Below are 18,227 nucleotides of genomic sequence, written 5' to 3' on the forward strand. Positions count from 1 at the left end.
TCTGTGCGGCCTGTGTTATCGGCTCTCCTAAAGGAGGATTTGCCTGCCCTCGATGCCCAGCCTCGGAGTGCGCGTCAATCGTGAAGTTGTAAACGTCTAGGTTGGCGTGACAAGCGATACTCCGCAGATACATCAGCGCAGGAATAACATGGTTCATCCAATCTTCGGAGACATTAGCCGTACCCAGCGCGGGGTATCGCCACGCGGAACCGCCGACACGTTCCCATCCTAGTCTGGTAAAGCACGCGAGAATTCGGGTGCGGTCGTTGCCATCGAGTACGGACGCGTCATCTATGTCGAATGTCACCGTAATTGGCATATCGTTAGCTCCAGGGGCAGTAATTGCTGGTTAAAGTATTCGGAGCATACAAACAAAAAGGCTCGACGCAAAGAACCGAGCGTGAATGACCGTTAGCTAACCAGGAGTCGGCACCCGAATGTCTGGCTTATGCCCGACTTGAGCGACGGTTGCTGGCCGGTAGCTGTCCCTCCCCATCAGCGACAACTGACCGGCAGCCGCCGGTCGTGATCTCCAGCAACTGGCCGAACGGCGAACTGCGAGCAGTCCCGTGCGGGCCACTGGTAAACTCGGGCAGCCAAAGCAACTTTTCCCGGTCACATGAGCACGCAACCCACCGCAGCACCTGCAACCGTCACCCCAATGATGCAGCAGTACCTGCGCCTTATCTAACACGCGCCCCCTTTCAGCAAGGGGCCGACCGACCCACGACGGCCGGTCGAGCTGCCACAGCCTCTGATCTCTTCTTCGGCGCGGCAGGGATTGAACGGGGAGGCAATACTACGACGCGTCTGAACGCGGTTGATGTCCGATACCGTTTCGAGCAATGTCCGCCGCCGTAATTCGATTTTTTCGAAGCAACATCTTGGCTCTATCGGTGTACACGTTGGGCAGTGACGGTGTCTCGACTATTCTCTTCAACATCGCCCTCATCGTCGAGAGTTCCTTCATGGCATCCGGACCTCCGTAATTCCAGAGCTTTTCGGCCTGCCTCAAAACTGTTTCGACTTCGTCGAGGCTGAGGGGCCTTTCATCGATCAGATCGAGTGGTATTGGATACCCTGGGGCTGTGAAGTTTCGCAAGCCCCTGACTTCTCGTTGTAGTTCTGCGAGCGATTCGAGTATGACTTGTTCAGCAGATGCTTCTTTTTCGCTGAGATGCGCAACCTTAAATGTGCCAAAATTCTTCAGGAACGTGGAGTGCTCCGGATCCCGCTGTGACGCCTGATATGTCGCAAGAACCTTCTTTGCTAAGAGTTGCTTAAATTCCACGATACGTGTAAAACGCAAGTCGCGCGGATACGTCAAATGCTCAATAACGCCCGTATCGAACATATAGTCCGTCTTGTCATCTTTGATGATAACGGTCGGTTTATCGAAGGCCAACCGCATGCCCAATTCAAACATAACGTTAGGATTTTTCCCACTGACATCACATACAACGACATCTGATGCGTAGACTCCTTGGACAATGCGCTTCTGGATTACACCAACATCGTCGGCATCGCTTACCAACGCAGTGTTAAATCGTGGCGAGTCGAGAGTATTCATCGCCTCGATGATGACCGTTTTAACTTCTGCCCAGTGATCAGCGGTAACTCCGTCCATCGCTGCAATCGGCATCACGATCCCGCATTGCAGTACTTGCGGACTGTTTTTTTCTGTCTGCTCTTCTTTGATCGTACTCACGGCTTCCCCTAGCATCATTGGTATTAAGAGAGTGCAAGGATAGCAGTCAAACGAACGGCATGGAGCGAATCCGCCGACCGGATGACGCCGGCCGATCGCTGCGGTTCGCCATCGCCGACAAATTGCGGGATGGCCAATTTCGGTCAATCGCAGACGAGCCACTGGCAAATTGAGACTGTGCTGCAAGCATTGCCTCCCCCCCCGATGCGTCTTAAGCGAGAACGAGTTCAGTCATGGCGAACAGCTCATAACGCACGCTCCTGGCAGCCTGCGTACTATGAACCAACTGACACACATCCGCGTGGGCGCGATTATCAGGCAGACCGGTATCGTATACGCCGAATGCTTGAGTATTGTCGCACCGCACGCGTCGAATCTGCTCTACGCTTAGTTTTCCAAGCGAATGGACCGTCACTTGCTTTTCGGCATTCTCTGGTTTGGCATTCCGCTCGTCGGCTCGTCTCTGCGCTCTCTCGACGACCTCATCGATTGTGGTGAGGGTGAGTCGATCACTCGAAAAGCCCTTGTTAGTCACGTCGTCAAACCATATAGGCTTAATCTTATTTTCAGCGTCCACAAAATTCGGATGCGTCACCTGACGGACGATTGACTCATCGTTTGCCACGGGGCCGGGAGAGTGATCAGATGCAGTTTCACCTTCCCAAGCAAGGGCTTCCGGAATTTTCTGCAACGCCTTCACTTTCTGAGTGTCACCCATGTGTTGCGTAAAGAAATCTTTACATGCGTTCCCCGCCATAGCGTCCCTAAGCGTTATGTTTGCGGCCAAGCATTTGGAAAAGCTGGTCTTGACTTAAATTCCGGACATCATCAATCCAGTCGAAAGCTTCCGCGCCGGAGACCTTGTTCTTTGCAAAAAGAGAAAATGCACCGCCTCCTTCGAAGGCGATGTCGGCGTAAAACTCTGGAAGATCCCAATAAAGACCGATATCACCAGATGATCCGATCATTGGCGTGGGTATAGCGATTCCGCCAGGTAGCTGATCGAGGAAGCTAAGCGCATCGTTCAGATGTTCCTTATTGGCAGTCGAGGCGCCGTTACCATCCCAGTCCTCGCCGAGCCTCGAGTAGCTGGCAAGCTCCTCCCTGACCAATGTGAGTCGATCCACTTGGATCCCCGCTTTCTCAAAAGCTGGCTTGATATTGGTCTGTAAGAGATCGCCCTGAACGTCGATGTACGAGTACGCAAACGACGAATTAAACTCTGAAGGACTGCTTACAGGCGCTTCATACCCGAAGGCCAACCAATTCGGCGCTTCCGTTACGCTGGGATGAGCAAGCACAGCCATGTTGAACGCAACGCTCGCCACGGTAGCAATGTTCATTCACTCCCCCTTCTGAAGGGTCAACCCAATTTTGTCTCTGACCGCATCAGTAAACAAGCGATGCAGAATCGATTTATTTGCCTGATGAAGTTCTGGCATCACGGCACGAAGAGCGGTCATTGCACGCTCCAGTGACCAAATTGGTGTCCCAAAAGTAACTTTGTGCGTCAGCATGGTTCCAATTTGACGCACCCCGTTCAAGTCGCCAACATTGACATTCACATTGTTCAGCAAATGGCCGGACCATTCACCATCGTACGGCTCGATGTAGCCGTGATGCGAATGCCATGCCGATTTCAAGTCGTAGATGTTCGACGGAATGTAGGGTGATTCGGCGGCAAAGACCTCGCGCAACTGTAGATTCGCAGGATCATCTCGCCAAAAGAAAAGATCCTGATATTGGAGCGTGAAAGAATTAAGTGAACGACCGGTCAAAATGACCGGCAAAACGATCTCAAGCCAGCCGCTAACTTTCGGCCAGACTGCGTCCCATCGCGAGTATTCATTCAAGGCGACCAGGCAGCTCTCTCGCTGCACTTGGATCATCCGAGTAAACGATCCCGGCGCACCACCACTGGTGTGCAAGAACTGAATCCCGCCGAGTTGCGTGGCGGGCGTAGGAGGCAGCCTTGGCTTGTGATGTTTGGTAATCGCTTGCTTTGGCGCGTCTACGTTGACCGTGATGAGTTGCTGCTCTTGTACAACGGGGAAGCTACTACGAAATTGGGGCGCGAGTCGTTTGACAGCTTCGAGCGCTGACCGGTCCAAGGGTGTGGCCCACTCGAGGACGAACGCAACGTTCTGAACGGCGTGATCCCCAGCAAAGGGATGGAGAGAATCTATGGTCATTTTATTCTTGCATGTCCATGCCAGCGCCTATCTGCAGCAGGAGCGGCGACTGCGCGGCACACTTGTCCTCAATTTAAGTGCAATGTTATGGATAAGGGGGCGCATGCGCAATATCTAGTCGGCTAAATAGCTCTTTCTTGCGGTGCAGCATGTCGACCACGCACAATCTTGGTGCGAAAACGCTGATGTGGTCCGCTTGACGGATACTTGGGGCCACCGGAAGAAATCACCAGTCGGGATATGCGCCATGACCGGGCATTCGGATGCGACGACAAGGACGACTGACGCGGGGGCTGTCGCCCTCTTCTGACCGGCCCCCGCTTCTGATCAGTCGACCGGCGGCCTCCGATACTTCCTCTCCCGCATTGAGCGCCGCAAGATAGGTCGCCGTTAACTGGATGGTCTGCAGCGGCGTGCGCATGTCGTGACCCAGCATGCCCAACAACAAGTTGCGCGCCTGTTCGACCTGTTCGGTAAAAAAAGCAACTGATTCCGCCAGCGCCTGATCGATCGCCTCATTGAAGCGAATCATGTCGTTCAGATGAGGTGGACTCGGCTGACTCTCGTCGATCCACAAGCGCAGGACACTGGCACGCAGCGCCCGATACTCGGCCGCTAACTGATTGATGTTGAAGCCTCTCCGGGCGCGCAGTACAGCATGCGTCTGCGCGGCGGTTTCCGTGGCGTTCGCCGGCTCGGGTGCATGTCCAAGCGATTTTTCGCGTTGCTCGTCCCTTGTTTGCGGTGTGTCTATGTCCTTGGCCACGGCCTCCAGAATCTGACGCGCATGGTCGCGTAGTCCGCGCGAGTCCATGCTGCTCGAGGCCGGTAGCAGCGTGGCCGCGAACGCCTCCCACGGCACTAGGATTGGTTCCATGTTCCGAACGATGAAATCAGCTAGTCGCATGTCGCCCCACATCATGGAATGAACGGTGGCTGCTCCTTTCGTACCAAACGATATCACGCGAATACCAACGATCGAAGGCGATTACGTCGCCAGCCGCTCGCATGCGGCGGCCCTCCATGCGTCGCCCACAGTTACTTTGACTCGGCGATCATCTGGTCTGCCGGATAGAGCTGCAGCATTGCGCGGGCGGCCTCGACATTCGACGTGTGCAACCATTCGTCATAGTCGCTCGGCCGCAATATCACCACGGACCGCTTCTCGTCACCGGGCTTATGCATACGGCTCATCACAGGATGATCCCCAGCGTTGACGGTCAGCATGCTCATGCCGACCAGCGTTCGGCCGTCGTCCCCCTCGTAGCGCCGCCAGATGCCAGCAACGCAATATGATTGCCACTCGGTAAGACCGATTCGCTGCCATACGTTTCGGCCCGTTTCGTAACACGGCTCATATATCCAGCGGGCCGGAATCAAGCAGCGCTGGCCAGCGCGCCACGCCTTGCTATACAGCCGCGACTCTGCGACCGTCTCGGAACGGGCGTTCATCGTATCGAGCTTCCTCCGCTTCCGACCGCGCGCGTCGACGCGCTCCGGTTGCATGAACTTCGGCCAGAACCCGAACACGGCCTTGACCACGCCAAGACCGTCGCCTGCAGCCCAAGCGATCGGAGCTGCATAGTCCGGATACACGTCCGGCTCCCACGGGTCGCGGCGGTACAAATCGCCGATGCCAATCCTCAGCTCATTGATGCCCGGATCTTCGCCCGGCGCTTTATAGTTCGATGGGATGAACGCCGCTGCGCACTGAGCACATCATACGCGTGCGGTACTTCTGAACGGAGGCAGCTATGAATCCCATTCCCGTGGGAGTCGACATCGGCAAGAACGTCTTCCAGATCCACTACATTGCACCAAACAGCGGAGAAATTATCAACAAATCGCTCAAACGAGCGAACTTCCTCGAATATTTCGCGAACCTTGAGCCGTGCATGATCGGCATGGAAGCATGTGGCGGCTCGCAGCACTGGGCTCGATCACTCAGCCGGCTCGGGCACAAGGTCCGCCTGATGGCTCCGCGCTTCGCCAAAGCGTTCAACATCGGTAACAAAAACGATGCAGCGGACGCACGGGCAATCTGGCTGGCAGTGCAGCAGCCTGGCAATACGGTCGCGGTGAAAAGCGAGGCGCAGCAAGCCGTGCTGGCGCTGCATCGGCTGCGCCAACAGCTCGTGAAGTTCCGCACCTCCCAGATCAACTGCATCCGTGGACTCTTGGGCGAATACGGCGAAGTCATGCCGGCGAGCCGGCGCGCCTTTAACGCGAATATCGCCGCAGTTCTCGATCGGGTCGGCGACCACATCGCGGCTCCGCTGATCGACACCCTCCGGGAGCAGTGGGCGGCCCTAGCTCACCTGGACGAGCAGATCGCGCGCATCGAGGAGCGGCTCAAACAGTGGATGAGCACCGACTTGAGCGCGCAAGCGATCGGCGCTATTCCGGGCGTCGGCCTTCTTACCGCCACCGCCGCAGTTGCCACGATCGGCGACGCGAAAGCCTTCAAATCTGGCCGCGAGTTCGCGGCATCCATTGGCCTGGTGCCTAAGCAAGTCGGCTCAGGTGGTAGAACAACGCTGCTGGGAATTAGCAAACGCGGCGACGCTTATCTACGCACGTTGCTCGTGCACTGCGCGAGAGTCATCTCCGTTCAACTCCGATCTCGACACCCCTGGATTGAACAACTGCTGAAGCGACGACCTTATAACGTCGCAGTTGTCGCACTGGCCAACAAGCTGGCGCGTGTAATTTGGGCAGTGCTCGCTCGCGGCAGACCATATCAGCAGGACTTCGTCAGCACAAAGCCTGCATAGTCCGGCGCGAATCTTCAACGACAGAGGAGTGAATCTCATCCGATCGCTAGGCGTAACAGAAGGAGATGACTGGACAGGTTGGACCGTGACTCGCTAAACCTGAGTGTGCACTGGCGCCTCGAGCGCGATAGTTCGTATAGGCGCGAGTCAGCGGTTCTCATCGTGGCCCGCGACAGCCTCCGCGTCGCAACAAGGCCGAATATACGTACGCGATCCGCCTTTTCTGTCACCGCCCTTCTCCATTTTTCCGGAGTTCTATCGAAGACAAGGAGCGCTTTGCAAGCTCAAGCAGGTCTTGCTCATCTGCACGTGCTTCGGGCAGATCGGGTGGAGTGCGCATTGCGAAAATGCCTTTCCTGATCGCGGCGTCTCGACGCATCTGCAATTCGTCTTAACCGCTTCCGACCCACATCTGCCTCTCGAATCCGCTCGGAGTCGACGGCGGCTTTCAAATGTGCAACCGCCGTTCGAGGAACGTTGGAGAAATGTGTGTAGGTTTCAGTGGAGTTGACTCGCCTGCGGCGAGTGAGTTAGCGTAGCGATATGCAACGCAATCTGATTCCTTTCGTGACCGTCATTACAACGACGACCACCGGCAACGGTGGGTCGTCCTTGATGCGCACGCGGTAATCTTCGTCGTTGCATATTTTCAGGGGCCCCGCCGGCAAAAGACGGGGCCTTTCGCGTTTACGGCTGATCGTCTTTCGTCGGTATCACACCAGCACGGAGTCGTCATGAGCAAAGTAGATCATCACAGCCGAAATAGCGAACGAGAGGTGATGCTTGTTATCTCGATTCAAACCCTTCCCGGGAAAGGCCACGAGCAAATCGCGGCATATGAAAAGTTAGCGCCGCTTGTACGTGCGGAGCAAGGCTGTCTCCAGTACGATCTCCATTCTGTCGTCGGCGACGAAAATAGATTTGTCTTGATCGAACGCTGGGCGTCAACTGAAGCATTGGCGGCACACGACGTAACGCCTCACATGATTGCGGCCGATGCATATAGCCCGACCTTCAGGGCGGCACCGGCATGGGTTTTACAACTTGCTCCCGATAGCCTCGCATAGTCGATCTGCCAACGCAGCCCGCGATCAGGGCCGGCCCAGATGGCGAAATGATGGGCCGCCCGTCGCCAGGTGGACTTCTGCCGAACGTCCGTCGTCAGAGGCAGACAGGCCGTTCGCACGCGAAGTGGCCAACTTTGGTGACGAACGTTCGAATCAGCTTGCGACTCATTCAATATCTCTCGGTCACGAAAGTCCGCTGTCCCGCGCGGCATCGACATTTGACCGTCGATGAAAGCGTGCAGGTGAACGGCGCATTATGGCTGCCGATTGCAGACAGCCTGGTCGGTCAGTCCGTCACCGATTCTGGGGCGATTGGTTTGCCCCAAGAGCCGTTGCCAGCAAAGACAGCTTGCTAAATCGCGGCGTTCATATAGGTGCACATCGCCGCCCCCCGCCTTTCGTGCTTGACCGGACCATCTTACCTCGCGATACACTGTGTTTTTATACAGTATCGCTACCGTGATCAAACCTCAGTGGGCGTTCATTTGGGAGTTTCGTTTCTCCGGGGAAACGGAGTGGAAACGCACGCCCAGCGAGCTGACTGAGCACGAGCTGGAGTGGTGGATTGAGGCGGTCTATGATCCGCTCGAAATGCCCGAAAGGAGGCCTATCGAACGCACGCGGATAGATCGCAATCGCGTCCCGCTCAGGGATTCCAGGGTAAAAATGAAACCGAAGATGCCTGAGTTCGATGCGCCAACCGATGCCGAGCTGAGGGCAATATGGCGCGACCACACCGACCTACAAGTGCGCTGGCTTATCCTCGAAATTTTGGCGCTTCGACAGTCGATCAATCGCATTCAAGCATGGTTCGATTATGTTGACAAGAACGTCCCCGACCGGGGTGCGCTCGCCGGCGGGCAAGGTGAATTTCAGCGCCTCCGCCATCTCCTGCGCGCCGAGAAGGGTCGCGCCGGGATGCCGTGACGCCGATGCCGCCCAGATCGATTGACAATAGTTGACCGACAGCACGATAGCCGATGCGCCGGCCGTTCTCCCGGAAATGGTAAATTCATACGAAAACCACACCTACGAGAGAACATATGGCCCGAGCCATGATCTGCGTCGGCGACACGACGACGCACGGCGGCCGCGTGCTGGAGGGCAGCGCGAACGCAACGATTGACGGAAAACCCATTGCCGGCGTCGGGCACAAGGTACTTTGCCCGCAGTGCAAGGGAGTCTTTCCAATCCTGCCCGCCACTGGACGACACTACCCGCACCAAATCGCGGGCCGGGAAACGGCCATCGAAGGCATGAAAACCGCGTGCGGCGCAACGCTGATTGCCTCGCAGTCGTCAGCGACGCTCGACGACGTCGGGGACGGCGAGGCGACCACAGGCGGTGCAGTAGCAGCCGCAGCAGCAGCGCTCGCACCATCGCCGACGCTTTGCCTCGAATGCCTGAAGTCGGCGGCCGAGAACGCCGCGACCATGATCGCGCGCGGGTAGGCTCATGGCGGACATCTCGATCGAATCCTTCTTCGCTACGCGTCAACAGCAGTTGACCATGCAGGTGCACCTGTACGCCCTCGTCGACGGTCTTCTGTTCGAGGACGCGGCCGGCGGATCGCCCCCTGAGCGCTCGCAAGTGACAGTCGCCCTATTTGACGGCACACCGGACGCATCGCTCGCCGACGCCGGACCGTGGCTGCTCGATTGGGAACGGGCGTCCGGGAGTGTTCGGCGTGCGCTTTCGGCGATGGCCGGCAGCTCGACCGGTGTGTCATGGCTCATCAGTGCCTATCCGATCGAATCGCTCGCGGACGAGCTGCGTCGCCGGCTCGACGTGCGCCTGCCCGACGGGCGCACGGCGCTCCTACGCTTCTACGATGCCCGCATCATGGCCGACATGGCATCGCTGATGGAACTCACACAACGCATGCAGTTCTTCGTCCCGACATTCAACTGGCTCGTGGAGGTGAACGGGAAATTAAAGGGAGTGCACCCGCATGCTTGAACTGACAGGCGAACAGATCGCCGGCCTTGCCGAGATCGATGCACGTGGATATGTCGAACGCACCCGGCTAGATCTCATCAAAGCGGATCCGAAACTGGCCGATGACGGCACGCTGCCGACGCGGCTCTGGAACGCGTACGTCGCCGCTCGGCGACTCGGCATCCAGTCCGACGAGAATGTCGCCGCGTTTCTTCGGATCGAGGCATACGCGCCGAAATTTTACGAAAAGCCGGCCACACGCGCGTGGCTGACTCGGCCCGGCCGCTCGGCCGACGAACGTTTTCACGATTACCTTCGCGTCATCAAATGGCGCATCGAACATCCACAAGACAACGGGGGATCTCGAGATGGCGGGATTGGTAGTACCGGTGATAGAAGCGGCGGCGGTGGAGCTTGGGCCACTATTGGTGCGCGCTGGCGTAGCCTTGTTGGGCGGGGCGGCAGTGGCGGGAACGGGGAGTCTGTCGGGTGATACACCGCAGGACAAAAGTGACGCAAAGCCTGACGTCCGCGCGATTCCGCGAACCGGCGAAAGCTGCAAGAAATGCCCACCGGAAGGCGGTCGCCTTCAGCGGATGAATCACGGCGTAAACTGGACGTCGTACCGTTATCAGGCACGCATCACTGGCTTTGCATTCGATACCGCCGAGTGCCGCTGGAGTGACGAGTGGAATTGGCAGAACGTCGATTTCGATGGATTCCAACGTGAAGCGTGTCTGCTACAGGAGACGAAGGGGAACTATGATCAGTTCCTGGACGAGGAAGGCGATCCAAAATTCTTCTTCACGGGCTTCACTGACACTCGCAGACAAATTCTCCGGCAGTCCGCCGCCGTGAACGCCAACCCACCGACTCAGTTGATGTGGTATTTCATGACCCCGCGCGCAAGGGAGTATCTGCTGCCTGACTTGCGCCGGGCTCGCGTGCCATCCGTCTACCAACCGTAACGCCATGCAATTCATCGCTCAATACCGTGAAATAGCGAACGTCGAGCATTCCGACTACGCTCACCAGCTGACTCGACTATGGCCCGTCATCGAATCGCTTGCCGCGAAAGATGCACGCTTGGCCGAATGGTTCCTACAGGGGCATTCGGAAGAAGAGGCACGCCTGTATTCGGTTTATGAGGCACCGGGAACGCCCTCGACCGCTGTGCTCGCGGTGCTACGCGAACAGTATCGAGGCGAAGACAGTCTTGCGAAGACCATCGGGATATGGAACGGTCAAAGCGCGAAGAAAGATGGGGCGTCTCTTTCCGTCGGCTTCGACACCGGTTCGATGCCGTGCGATTTTGATCTATCAGTTGGCGAAGAAAGCACGACGTCATCCCGCCTTGGGGATTTCGAGTCGATCGGGCGAATCGTTGCCTCTATAGCCACCGCTTATGCTCCAGCGTACGTAACCGTCGCCCCACGGAAATACGCATCGAAGCAGGTTTTCGATGACAAGCCGGGCGTCGGCTGGATGCTGTACCTACCGAAGATCATCACGCAACAACAGGTACCGGAGGCACGCGCCATTATTCCGGTCCCGGCTTCTGGAACGCAGACTGGCACGATCATCGTCAGCGTGATCGATGGCACGTTCTCCGTCGGCAATCCCGAGCACGTCGAGGTCGCAAATCGCATCGAGATCCGCCTCGTTGATCAGGATCTCCTGCCGACCTACGCGAGTATTTGACGGAGGTGGGGCGACCGCCCCACCGATCATCTGTCTTTAGAACAGTCCGACAGGCTCGGCCGCGTCATCCCAACTGAAGATGATCAGCTCGTTGCGCTCGACCCCCTTCCCGCCACCGACCGTGTATTGAATCGGCACGGTCTCGATGTGGAACCCGTCGAACGCACGCCGAATATCTGGATGATCATTCAGGCTGACGATCGCACGTCCCTTCAGCGATCGCAGACGCCGCGCCATCTTCTCGTACTCGCCGAACGGGAATGCCACGCCGTACCCCTCCGTCTCGTAATACGGAGGATCGAGGTAGAAGAGCGTATGCGGCCGATCGTAACGATCGATACATGCAGCCCAATCCAGCCGCTCCACGAACGTGTTCGCGAGCCGAAGGTGGGCCGCCGACAGTTCCTCCTCGATCCGCAACAGATTCAGGCCGGGCGGCGTTGTCGTCGCGGTACCGAACGTCTGCCCTTCCAGCTTCCCGCCAAAGCAACTTTTCTGCAGGTAGTAGAACCGGGCCGCCCGCTGGATATCGGTGAGGGTTTCCGGGAGCGTCTGCTTCAGCCATTCGAACACCTGCCGGCTCGTCAGCGCCCATTTGAACTGGCGCACGAACTCCTCCAGGTGATGTTGCACGACGCGATACAGGTTAATCAGTTCGCCGTTCACGTCGTTAATGACTTCGACCTTGGCCGGCGGGCGCAAGAAATACAGCGCCGCTCCGCCAGCGAACACCTCGACATAGCAGTCGTGCGCCGGGAAACGCGGGATGATGTGGTCTGCCAGACGGCGCTTGCCGCCGATCCAAGGAATGATGGGATTTGCCATTGTGAAAGCCGTTTTTAAACTTGGTGTAGAATCCGGCCCGCCTACGTAGGTAAGCAGGGCCTTGGCCGATTCACTGGCACAAGCAGTGGAAAGGCGACCGGGAAAATGCGCGAACATTCCACCGGTCGCCCTGTTTCTTTCGAGACCGCGCGGCCTCGATTGCCGCGTTACTGCGACAGATTGGTTGATGCGTCGGCGATCAACGCGTCGTAACTACGCTCGCACTGCTGGCCGGCGATGCCTCGCTCGTCAGCGATCTTCGCCAGCTCTCCCGCGCGCTCGTCAGCCCGGCCGAACAGGTCGGCAAGCAGATCGAGGGCGTCGCCGGTTGCCGCGCCTCCGGCCGCAGCGCCGGCACGTCGAGCGTCGGCAACGAGCGCGGCGACCTGCTTGCGCAGCCCGTCAGCAACACCATCGGCAACAGCAGCATCAGCGCGTGCCTGATCACGTTCTTTCGCAGCATCGGTTGCGACCTCCTGTTGCGCCGCCAATCGGCGGCCAAATTCATCACGTACAGCGCGCAGATGGTCGATCTGCCGTGTCTGATCGGCGACCGTCGCGGACTGATCCGCATCACGGTGCCCCTTCGAATAGCCGGCAGCAGCGCCGACGAAAACGGCTGCGATGAGCGCGAGCCAGAGTCGAGGATCGAACCACGTCATGCGCCGCTCCGCATCATCGATGCGAGCCGCTTCGCGCGATCGCCGACCTGTCGCGCCCACAGGCTGTCGAGCATCTCGGCTGCCGCCGCGCTCCAGTCGCCCCGCTGCGTCGCCGCGAGAAACTTGCGGAACCCGAGCAACTTGCCCTGCATGTTGAACGCCATGTTCATCATCACGCGCTGGCGCACCGGATCGAGCGACGACCACCACGACAGATTGCGATCGAGCCATGCCTCGGTCTCGGCGATGTCGTTCTGGTACATCAGGTCGATCTCGTTATCGCGGAACCCCTTGTCCGTCAGATTGCGGCCGATTCCGCCCGACACCTTGCCGACCGTGTCGGTGTAGATCCGATACCGCCGGTCCTCATCGCGCGTCAGTTCCGCCTTCAGCTTGACCCCGTCGTACTTACCCATTTTTGCTTCCCCCAAAAAGTTGCTTTGCCTTCCTGCGCAGCAGCACCTCCAGGTACTGCGATCCGACGATGCCGAACGCGCTGCCGATTCCGAGCAGCGCAATCGGCGGGAGGTCCGGGATCTGCAACAGCGCAATGCCCGCGACCATCGACGTCGCCGACCCCAGCACGGCCCGGCCAGCGACCAGCCGAAACGTCAAATGCTCGCTACCCACCAAGACCTTCGCGACCCCGATCAATCCGCCCATCACGATCAGCTCCACAATCGTCTTTTCATGCTCTTGCATCGGTTCCCCTTGTCCCGATAAAAAGAAAGGCCGCTCCGGTTTCCCGTAAGCGACCTGCAAATACAGTGCGTGACGCGCAACTCGCGCTACTTCGGCGCCGGCACCACCAGATCGATCTTCTTGCCCTTCTTCTTCCCGTGCCCGACCTTCGCTTTCCCCTTGTTCCCTCCATTCAATGTCACAACCGTGATCCATCCGCGTGATGCGTACGTATGCTCGACCGACTCGATCAGAAACTCACCGTCTACGCCGGTCTTGAAACCCTTGAGCGCGATCGTTTTCTCTGCCGACAGATCGGCCCGGCCGCGCATCGTGAGCCGGCTCGTCGACGTGTGCCGATTGAGCGTCGTCAGTCGCGACGTCGCACCCGCTTTCGCGGCCTCCGGACTCGCGAACGCATGCCGTTCCGTATGCACCGCGGACGCACCTGGCGGAGCATCCGGATTCGGAATCGTCAGGTCGATCTTCTTCCCGGTCTTGCGGTCGTGCACCTTCGTGCGCACGGCCGCAAAGCTCGCGCGATCCGGGAAATTGATGTCGTAATCAAGCAGATCGCCCGGCGTGAGCGTGACGACCGGCAGCGGTTTGCCGCTCGCGCTCTTGCCGCCGCCACGCGGCAACACGATCAGCTTCCCTGCCTTGACCGTCGCCGTCGCACCATACTGGCGAGCCACGCGCGTGATGAAATGCAGGTCGCTCTCGCCGAACTGGTCGATACGCGGCACGACGGCGTCGACGTCGCACGCGGCCGACCATTTATTACGACGCGCGACGTCGCCCACGATGTCGGCCAGCTTCGCATTCGACCAGCTCCCGTATCGCTGCGTTTTCGACGTCGCACGCATGTTCGCGGGCTTGCCCCGGATCACGACGCTGGCCGGCGGCCCGCGCACACCGACCTCGTCGACCGCGTACTCGCCGAGCATCGACAGTCCCTGCTCGTCCCATCCGATCGACACCTTCAACGTTGCGCCCTTCGGCGGAAACTCGATGCGGCCGTCGCGATCATCGAGCGTGATCGTGCACTCGTCGGCGTCTAGACCGGGTTTGTCGATCGCGCGGATCTCCAGCACACGATCCTGTATCACCTTGGTCACGTCCGAGCCGTTCGCGACGACCTGAAAAATCGCTTCCATCGCACCTCGCTATGTCCAGAGCTGGACCGATTCAACACGCGGCGCATCGAGATCCGGCAGCAGGATCTCGACGCCGGCCGGGAACGGCTGCGGCCGAGCTGCAAGCCCCGGATTCGCTTCGTACACGGCCTCGACCGTGCCCCGCAATGTTCCGTAGTACCGAAAGCAGAGCGTGTCGAGCACGTCGCCGTCAGACGTTCTTAAAGTCTTCGCCATAGCGGCCGAACTCCACCGAGAATGTTTGCTTGCGCGGCGCGCCATCCACGAGCAGCGCGTCCTGCTCCTCCTCAATCGACTGCAGGAGCCAGCGGCCGAGCACATCGCCGTCGCCCGTCGTGAGCTGCACGGGCTTCATGCGGCCGCCGATCTCGCGCAGGCGGTGGATCTGCTTTGTGCCGGCCCCAAGCGCCGGAAACACGACGCCCGACAGCGTAATCGTCTCGCCGCCCTCGCTGACCGGCTGCAGCGCCTCCTGCCGGTTCAGACGCTCCTGCGACGCGACGCGATAACGCGTCGCTCGTCGCAGCTTGTCGTACGCGGCCGTCGACAAGTTGAAGTGGAATGCATCACCCGCTTCGCTCGTCATCGACATCAGGTGCGGCGTGCTCGACGTCGCCCCGCCGACCAGCCCGGACAGCATCGAGCCGACGCCCGTCGACTGGATCACCTTGACTACCGCCGAGTCCTTGATGCCGACCGCCGCGTTGAACTGATTCCACGCCCCGCCCAGCGCCGACTTCACGCTGTCGGCGGCAGCCCGCACAAGGGGGAAATTCGACCCGTCGACGGCCTTCAGAATCGAGCCGATCGACGCCTGCGTCGCGTTGAAGCTGCGCAGCACCGTGCCGACTTGCGGAAGCAGATCGCCGGCCACCGACAGCGCACCCGACGCGCCGGTCAGCAGCTCGGCCGCGCTGCTGAGATTGCCGCTCGCGAGTCGCTGCAGCACGTCGACCGTCGCCATGCTCGCCGCGCGATTCCGGTCGAAAATGCGGACCATCTGACGCACCCGCTCGGTCGCGATACCCGCCTGCGTCGCCGCCCCCGTGATCTGCTGAATCACATTCATAGCCATCCCCTTACATATGCGGCGCGTCGAACATTGCCGTTCGCGCGTTCGTCTTGCGTTGATGCTCGTCCATCATTCGCGTCAACATTGGACTAACCTGCGCGAGAAACTTGTTCGCCATGTCGGCATCAGTCCCTTCGATCTTCACGTGGAAGACCGGCGCGAAACTGTTCTGTTGCTCGATGCGCGGCCCCGGTCGAGCGCCGGCACCCGCGCCATCGGACGCTATCGCCTTCGCTTTCACGAGCGCCGCGACGCTCGGCGGCGTCTCGTCTCTCTTGCGCCCCAATACCCTGCGCGAGACAGCACTGAACAGCTTGTCGCCTGCAAACGTACCGACAGCGCCACCGATCACGCCCAGCACCGCAGCACCGATTGGCCCGACAAACGCACCAGCCATCGCGCCGAGCTTCGCTCCCGCCACACCACCGGCAAGGCTGCCCGCGATGCCTGCAAAGCGGTTCGCTTTCTGCGTGTTCGTATCGGTACTCGACGCAACGGCATACGCGTCACGCGCCGCGAATCCGAGCTTCAGCACCGTGCCGGCCACGGCGAGCTTGCCGGCATACGGCGCGACCCGACCGAACAGCGCCCTGCCGGCGCTGAAGACTCGCCCGATCCGGCCTGCCCGAGCCGCGCCGCGAGCAGCACGACCGGCCCGCCCACCGCCGAGCAGATCGCCAAGGCCGCCCCCTCCCACCCCACCGCCGGGCAAGTTGACGACGAACACCCGCTGCACCCCGCCGGCAGCACCGGCAGCCCCGCCGAGTGCATCGAGCGCGCGGCCCGCGACACCGCCGGCACCAGCAGCACGTCCCGCCGCAAGGCGACCGCCTCGCGCGAGCACCGTGCCGCGCGCGATGTCGACTGCGCCACGGCCGATGTTCCAAAGTGCCTTTGCACCACGGAACGCAAGCGTTGCGCCCGCGATGCCAACGACGGCGGCTGTCGCCTTCGGTGCGGCGTCCGCAACGGACTGGATACCGCTCCCGAGTCCCTTCGCGCCCTCGCCGATGCGATCCGTGATCGGACGCAGCGCGTCGCCGATGCTGCGCATCGCGTCGTCCCAGCGCTGCCCGACCTCGCTCCAGATCTGCTTGGACGTCTCACGACGCGCCTCCAGATCCTTCTGGATCTCGCCGCTCGCCTGCGCCGCATTACGCTTCAACTGCGCATACAGCTCATCGTTCTGCATGTATGCCGTCAGCGCAGCCTTGACCTGCATGTCGTTGAACAGGTCGCCGGTCTTCATCGTCTCGGCAAACGCGTTCATCTGCGCCTGACGCTTGGCCGGGTCCATCTCCGAGTTGAATTGCTTCGCCGCCGTCGCCAGCTGCTTTGCCTTGGCCGGATCGACGCGCTCGATATATGCCTTGGCGAGCACGAACGACGCTTCCAGCGGCGACCATCCCTTGTTGATCGCCTCGCGCATCTTCGCCTGATAGTCGACGCCGGCCTTCGCGTAGTTGCGCTCGGTCTCCCCGGAACCGATCTTCGAAAACCAGTTCTTGAGGTTGTTCGCCGCTTCGTCGGAGCTGCCCGCCGTCTTCATCTGCACCTGGAGCATCGCGCCGAGCTGGTTCACCGAGTCCTGCCCCGTGATGCCGAGCTTCTTCATCTCGGCGAGCAGAACCGGGAACCATCGCGCCATGTCGACGGACTCGAACGACCCCTCCTTGCCAAGATACGCAATCGATTCGAGCGCCTTCCCCATCTCCTTCCGGTCGACGATATCCGCGTTCTGCTGCAGCGCCTGAATCATCTTCGCAGTCTCAACGGAGGTCGCGCCCTGTCCGATCGCGAACTGCGCAACCAGCGGAGCAAAATCCAGCGCCCGATTCAGATCCATCCCGCCCGCAACCATCTGGTTGACGGCGTCGGCCAGCTCGTTGCGGCCGATGCCGTTCGCCGCAGCGTCGCGCCGGATACGCGAGCCCATCGCGGCCTCTTCCTTCGTGCGCGCGATGCCGGCCTTGATTGCGATGTCGCGAATGATCGCCTGATAGTTCGCAGCAATCGTCGCAGGCACCGCGACCGCCGCCGTCAGCTTCACTGCGTCACCGATCACGCCGCGCCCGGCCTCCTGACCGGCTGCCAGCCGCTCGTGTCCCGCGACCTTCAGATCCAGCCCCCGCGTCGTCCGGCCGAGCCGCGCATACGCGCGATCGAGCCGGTCGACCTCGATGCCGGCATCCCGCAGCGACTTCAGATTGCTATCGAGCTTGCGGCGGATGCCGTCCGCCGCGCTGTCGCCCGCCAAGTGCAGCCGGCGGAACTCATCCTGCAGGCGCATCGTTTCGCCGATCTGGCGCTGCCAGAGCCGCGAGTCGTTCGCCCGCTTTTTCATCGCGTCGATCTTCGACGACGTGTCGGTGATCGCTTTCCCGAACGTCGCCGACACCGCCCCGCCGATCACGATGCCAAGTGCCAGGTCTTTCGCCATATCGGTCCCT

At 59.9% G+C, this 18,227-nt stretch carries 21 protein-coding genes and 1 pseudogene; 8 read left to right on the forward strand and 14 right to left on the reverse strand.

Features of this window, described 5'->3' with window-relative positions; all coding sequences use genetic code 11:
- Positions 1-799 precede the first annotated feature (799 nt).
- From HWX25_RS12020 to HWX25_RS12045, 6 genes and pseudogenes are all read right to left on the reverse strand, one after another.
- A complete protein-coding gene (locus HWX25_RS12020; protein WP_175908611.1) occupies positions 800-1,708 on the reverse strand; it encodes a hypothetical protein in 909 nt (302 codons plus the stop codon).
- A gap of 211 nt (positions 1,709-1,919) precedes the next feature.
- A complete protein-coding gene (locus HWX25_RS12025; protein ID WP_175908612.1) occupies positions 1,920-2,426 on the reverse strand; it encodes a hypothetical protein in 507 nt (168 codons plus the stop codon).
- Positions 2,427-2,472: 46 nt separating this feature from the next.
- On the reverse strand, positions 2,473-3,051 hold the full coding sequence (locus tag HWX25_RS12030; RefSeq protein WP_175908613.1) for a hypothetical protein: 579 nt from the start codon (positions 3,049-3,051) through the stop codon (positions 2,473-2,475).
- A complete protein-coding gene (locus HWX25_RS12035) occupies positions 3,052-3,900 on the reverse strand; it encodes a TIGR04255 family protein (protein WP_175908614.1) in 849 nt (282 codons plus the stop codon).
- Between the two features lie 310 nt (positions 3,901-4,210).
- A pseudogene (locus HWX25_RS12040) lies at positions 4,211-4,807 on the reverse strand (sensor histidine kinase); the annotation flags it as partial.
- Between the two features lie 131 nt (positions 4,808-4,938).
- The gene (locus HWX25_RS12045; RefSeq protein ID WP_175908720.1) at positions 4,939-5,595 is read right to left on the reverse strand and encodes an SOS response-associated peptidase family protein; all 657 of its coding nucleotides are present in this window, start codon (positions 5,593-5,595) and stop codon (positions 4,939-4,941) included.
- Positions 5,596-5,654: 59 nt separating this feature from the next.
- Between HWX25_RS12045 and HWX25_RS12050 the strand changes: the two genes are divergently transcribed.
- The 8 genes from HWX25_RS12050 to HWX25_RS12085 all read left to right on the forward strand — a co-directional run bounded on the left by HWX25_RS12050 (position 5,655) and on the right by HWX25_RS12085 (position 11,380).
- The gene (locus HWX25_RS12050; RefSeq protein WP_175908615.1) at positions 5,655-6,674 is read left to right on the forward strand and encodes an IS110 family transposase; all 1,020 of its coding nucleotides are present in this window, start codon (positions 5,655-5,657) and stop codon (positions 6,672-6,674) included.
- A gap of 734 nt (positions 6,675-7,408) precedes the next feature.
- A complete protein-coding gene (locus tag HWX25_RS12055; protein WP_175908616.1) occupies positions 7,409-7,741 on the forward strand; it encodes a putative quinol monooxygenase in 333 nt (110 codons plus the stop codon).
- Positions 7,742-8,200: 459 nt separating this feature from the next.
- Entirely contained in the window at positions 8,201-8,668 is a 468-nt protein-coding gene (locus tag HWX25_RS12060) for a hypothetical protein (protein ID WP_322040770.1), read from the forward strand.
- A 116-nt stretch (positions 8,669-8,784) separates the two neighbouring features.
- Complete coding sequence (locus tag HWX25_RS12065) at positions 8,785-9,192, forward strand: PAAR domain-containing protein (RefSeq protein ID WP_175908618.1); 408 nt, start codon at positions 8,785-8,787, stop codon at positions 9,190-9,192.
- 4 nt (positions 9,193-9,196) lie between these two features.
- The gene (locus HWX25_RS12070) at positions 9,197-9,700 is read left to right on the forward strand and encodes a DUF4123 domain-containing protein (RefSeq protein WP_175908619.1); all 504 of its coding nucleotides are present in this window, start codon (positions 9,197-9,199) and stop codon (positions 9,698-9,700) included.
- Complete coding sequence (locus HWX25_RS12075; protein ID WP_244138764.1) at positions 9,693-10,172, forward strand: hypothetical protein; 480 nt, start codon at positions 9,693-9,695, stop codon at positions 10,170-10,172. Before HWX25_RS12070 ends, HWX25_RS12075 begins: the two co-directional genes overlap by 8 nt.
- Positions 10,057-10,647 carry a restriction endonuclease fold toxin 5 domain-containing protein gene (locus HWX25_RS12080; RefSeq protein ID WP_244138768.1) on the forward strand — a complete coding sequence of 197 codons (591 nt, stop codon included), beginning with the start codon at positions 10,057-10,059 and terminating at the stop codon, positions 10,645-10,647. Before HWX25_RS12075 ends, HWX25_RS12080 begins: the two co-directional genes overlap by 116 nt.
- 4 nt (positions 10,648-10,651) lie before the next feature.
- Positions 10,652-11,380, forward strand: a complete 729-nt coding sequence (locus tag HWX25_RS12085; protein ID WP_175908621.1) for an immunity 52 family protein — start codon at positions 10,652-10,654, stop codon at positions 11,378-11,380.
- 36 nt (positions 11,381-11,416) lie between these two features.
- Here HWX25_RS12085 and HWX25_RS12090 read toward each other — a convergent pair whose 3' ends face one another.
- The 8 genes from HWX25_RS12090 to HWX25_RS12125 form a co-directional block, all read right to left on the reverse strand.
- Entirely contained in the window at positions 11,417-12,205 is a 789-nt protein-coding gene (locus tag HWX25_RS12090) for a DNA adenine methylase (protein ID WP_175908622.1), read from the reverse strand.
- Positions 12,206-12,372: 167 nt separating this feature from the next.
- A complete protein-coding gene (locus HWX25_RS12095; RefSeq protein WP_175908623.1) occupies positions 12,373-12,867 on the reverse strand; it encodes a DUF2514 family protein in 495 nt (164 codons plus the stop codon).
- Positions 12,864-13,283 (reverse strand): glycoside hydrolase family protein, encoded by a 420-nt coding sequence (locus HWX25_RS12100; RefSeq protein WP_175908624.1) that lies wholly within the window; start codon positions 13,281-13,283, stop codon positions 12,864-12,866. Before HWX25_RS12100 ends, HWX25_RS12095 begins: the two co-directional genes overlap by 4 nt.
- Positions 13,276-13,569, reverse strand: coding sequence for a phage holin family protein (locus HWX25_RS12105; RefSeq protein ID WP_175908625.1), 294 nt, complete (start codon positions 13,567-13,569; stop codon positions 13,276-13,278). The genes HWX25_RS12100 and HWX25_RS12105 overlap by 8 nt, the downstream gene beginning before the upstream one ends.
- 86 nt (positions 13,570-13,655) lie before the next feature.
- Positions 13,656-14,705: a contractile injection system protein, VgrG/Pvc8 family gene (locus HWX25_RS12110; protein ID WP_175908626.1), complete on the reverse strand. Its 1,050-nt coding sequence runs from the start codon at positions 14,703-14,705 to the stop codon at positions 13,656-13,658.
- A 9-nt stretch (positions 14,706-14,714) separates the two neighbouring features.
- Entirely contained in the window at positions 14,715-14,921 is a 207-nt protein-coding gene (locus HWX25_RS12115; protein ID WP_059540562.1) for a tail protein X, read from the reverse strand.
- Positions 14,896-15,774 carry a phage tail protein gene (locus HWX25_RS12120; protein WP_175908627.1) on the reverse strand — a complete coding sequence of 293 codons (879 nt, stop codon included), beginning with the start codon at positions 15,772-15,774 and terminating at the stop codon, positions 14,896-14,898. The genes HWX25_RS12115 and HWX25_RS12120 overlap by 26 nt, the downstream gene beginning before the upstream one ends.
- Positions 15,775-15,784: 10 nt before the next feature.
- Positions 15,785-18,217 (reverse strand): phage tail tape measure protein, encoded by a 2,433-nt coding sequence (locus HWX25_RS12125; protein WP_175908628.1) that lies wholly within the window; start codon positions 18,215-18,217, stop codon positions 15,785-15,787.
- Positions 18,218-18,227 lie beyond the last annotated feature (10 nt).

The sequence above is a fragment of the Burkholderia sp. BCC1640 genome (assembly GCF_902833125.1).
GTDB classification, from domain to species: Bacteria; Pseudomonadota; Gammaproteobacteria; order Burkholderiales; family Burkholderiaceae; genus Burkholderia; species Burkholderia diffusa.

Bases quoted from the DNA above. Each gene is read 5' to 3' on its own strand.
- HWX25_RS12070 (WP_175908619.1), top strand. From the start codon at position 9,197: ATGGCGGACATCTCGATCGAATCCTTCTTCGCTACGCGTCAACAGCAG.
- HWX25_RS12025 (WP_175908612.1), bottom strand. From the start codon at position 2,426: ATGGGTGACACTCAGAAAGTGAAGGCGTTGCAGAAAATTCCGGAAGCC.
- HWX25_RS12120 (WP_175908627.1), bottom strand. From the start codon at position 15,774: ATGAATGTGATTCAGCAGATCACGGGGGCGGCGACGCAGGCGGGTATC.
- HWX25_RS12100 (WP_175908624.1), bottom strand. From the start codon at position 13,283: ATGGGTAAGTACGACGGGGTCAAGCTGAAGGCGGAACTGACGCGCGAT.
- HWX25_RS12095 (WP_175908623.1), bottom strand. From the start codon at position 12,867: ATGACGTGGTTCGATCCTCGACTCTGGCTCGCGCTCATCGCAGCCGTT.
- HWX25_RS12085 (WP_175908621.1), top strand. From the start codon at position 10,652: ATGCAATTCATCGCTCAATACCGTGAAATAGCGAACGTCGAGCATTCC.
- HWX25_RS12055 (WP_175908616.1), top strand. From the start codon at position 7,409: ATGAGCAAAGTAGATCATCACAGCCGAAATAGCGAACGAGAGGTGATG.
- HWX25_RS12065 (WP_175908618.1), top strand. From the start codon at position 8,785: ATGGCCCGAGCCATGATCTGCGTCGGCGACACGACGACGCACGGCGGC.
- HWX25_RS12110 (WP_175908626.1), bottom strand. From the start codon at position 14,705: ATGGAAGCGATTTTTCAGGTCGTCGCGAACGGCTCGGACGTGACCAAG.
- HWX25_RS12115 (WP_059540562.1), bottom strand. From the start codon at position 14,921: ATGGCGAAGACTTTAAGAACGTCTGACGGCGACGTGCTCGACACGCTC.
- HWX25_RS12125 (WP_175908628.1), bottom strand. From the start codon at position 18,217: ATGGCGAAAGACCTGGCACTTGGCATCGTGATCGGCGGGGCGGTGTCG.
- HWX25_RS12050 (WP_175908615.1), top strand. From the start codon at position 5,655: ATGAATCCCATTCCCGTGGGAGTCGACATCGGCAAGAACGTCTTCCAG.
- HWX25_RS12075 (WP_244138764.1), top strand. From the start codon at position 9,693: ATGCTTGAACTGACAGGCGAACAGATCGCCGGCCTTGCCGAGATCGAT.
- HWX25_RS12030 (WP_175908613.1), bottom strand. From the start codon at position 3,051: ATGAACATTGCTACCGTGGCGAGCGTTGCGTTCAACATGGCTGTGCTT.
- HWX25_RS12090 (WP_175908622.1), bottom strand. From the start codon at position 12,205: ATGGCAAATCCCATCATTCCTTGGATCGGCGGCAAGCGCCGTCTGGCA.
- HWX25_RS12035 (WP_175908614.1), bottom strand. From the start codon at position 3,900: ATGACCATAGATTCTCTCCATCCCTTTGCTGGGGATCACGCCGTTCAG.
- HWX25_RS12105 (WP_175908625.1), bottom strand. From the start codon at position 13,569: ATGCAAGAGCATGAAAAGACGATTGTGGAGCTGATCGTGATGGGCGGA.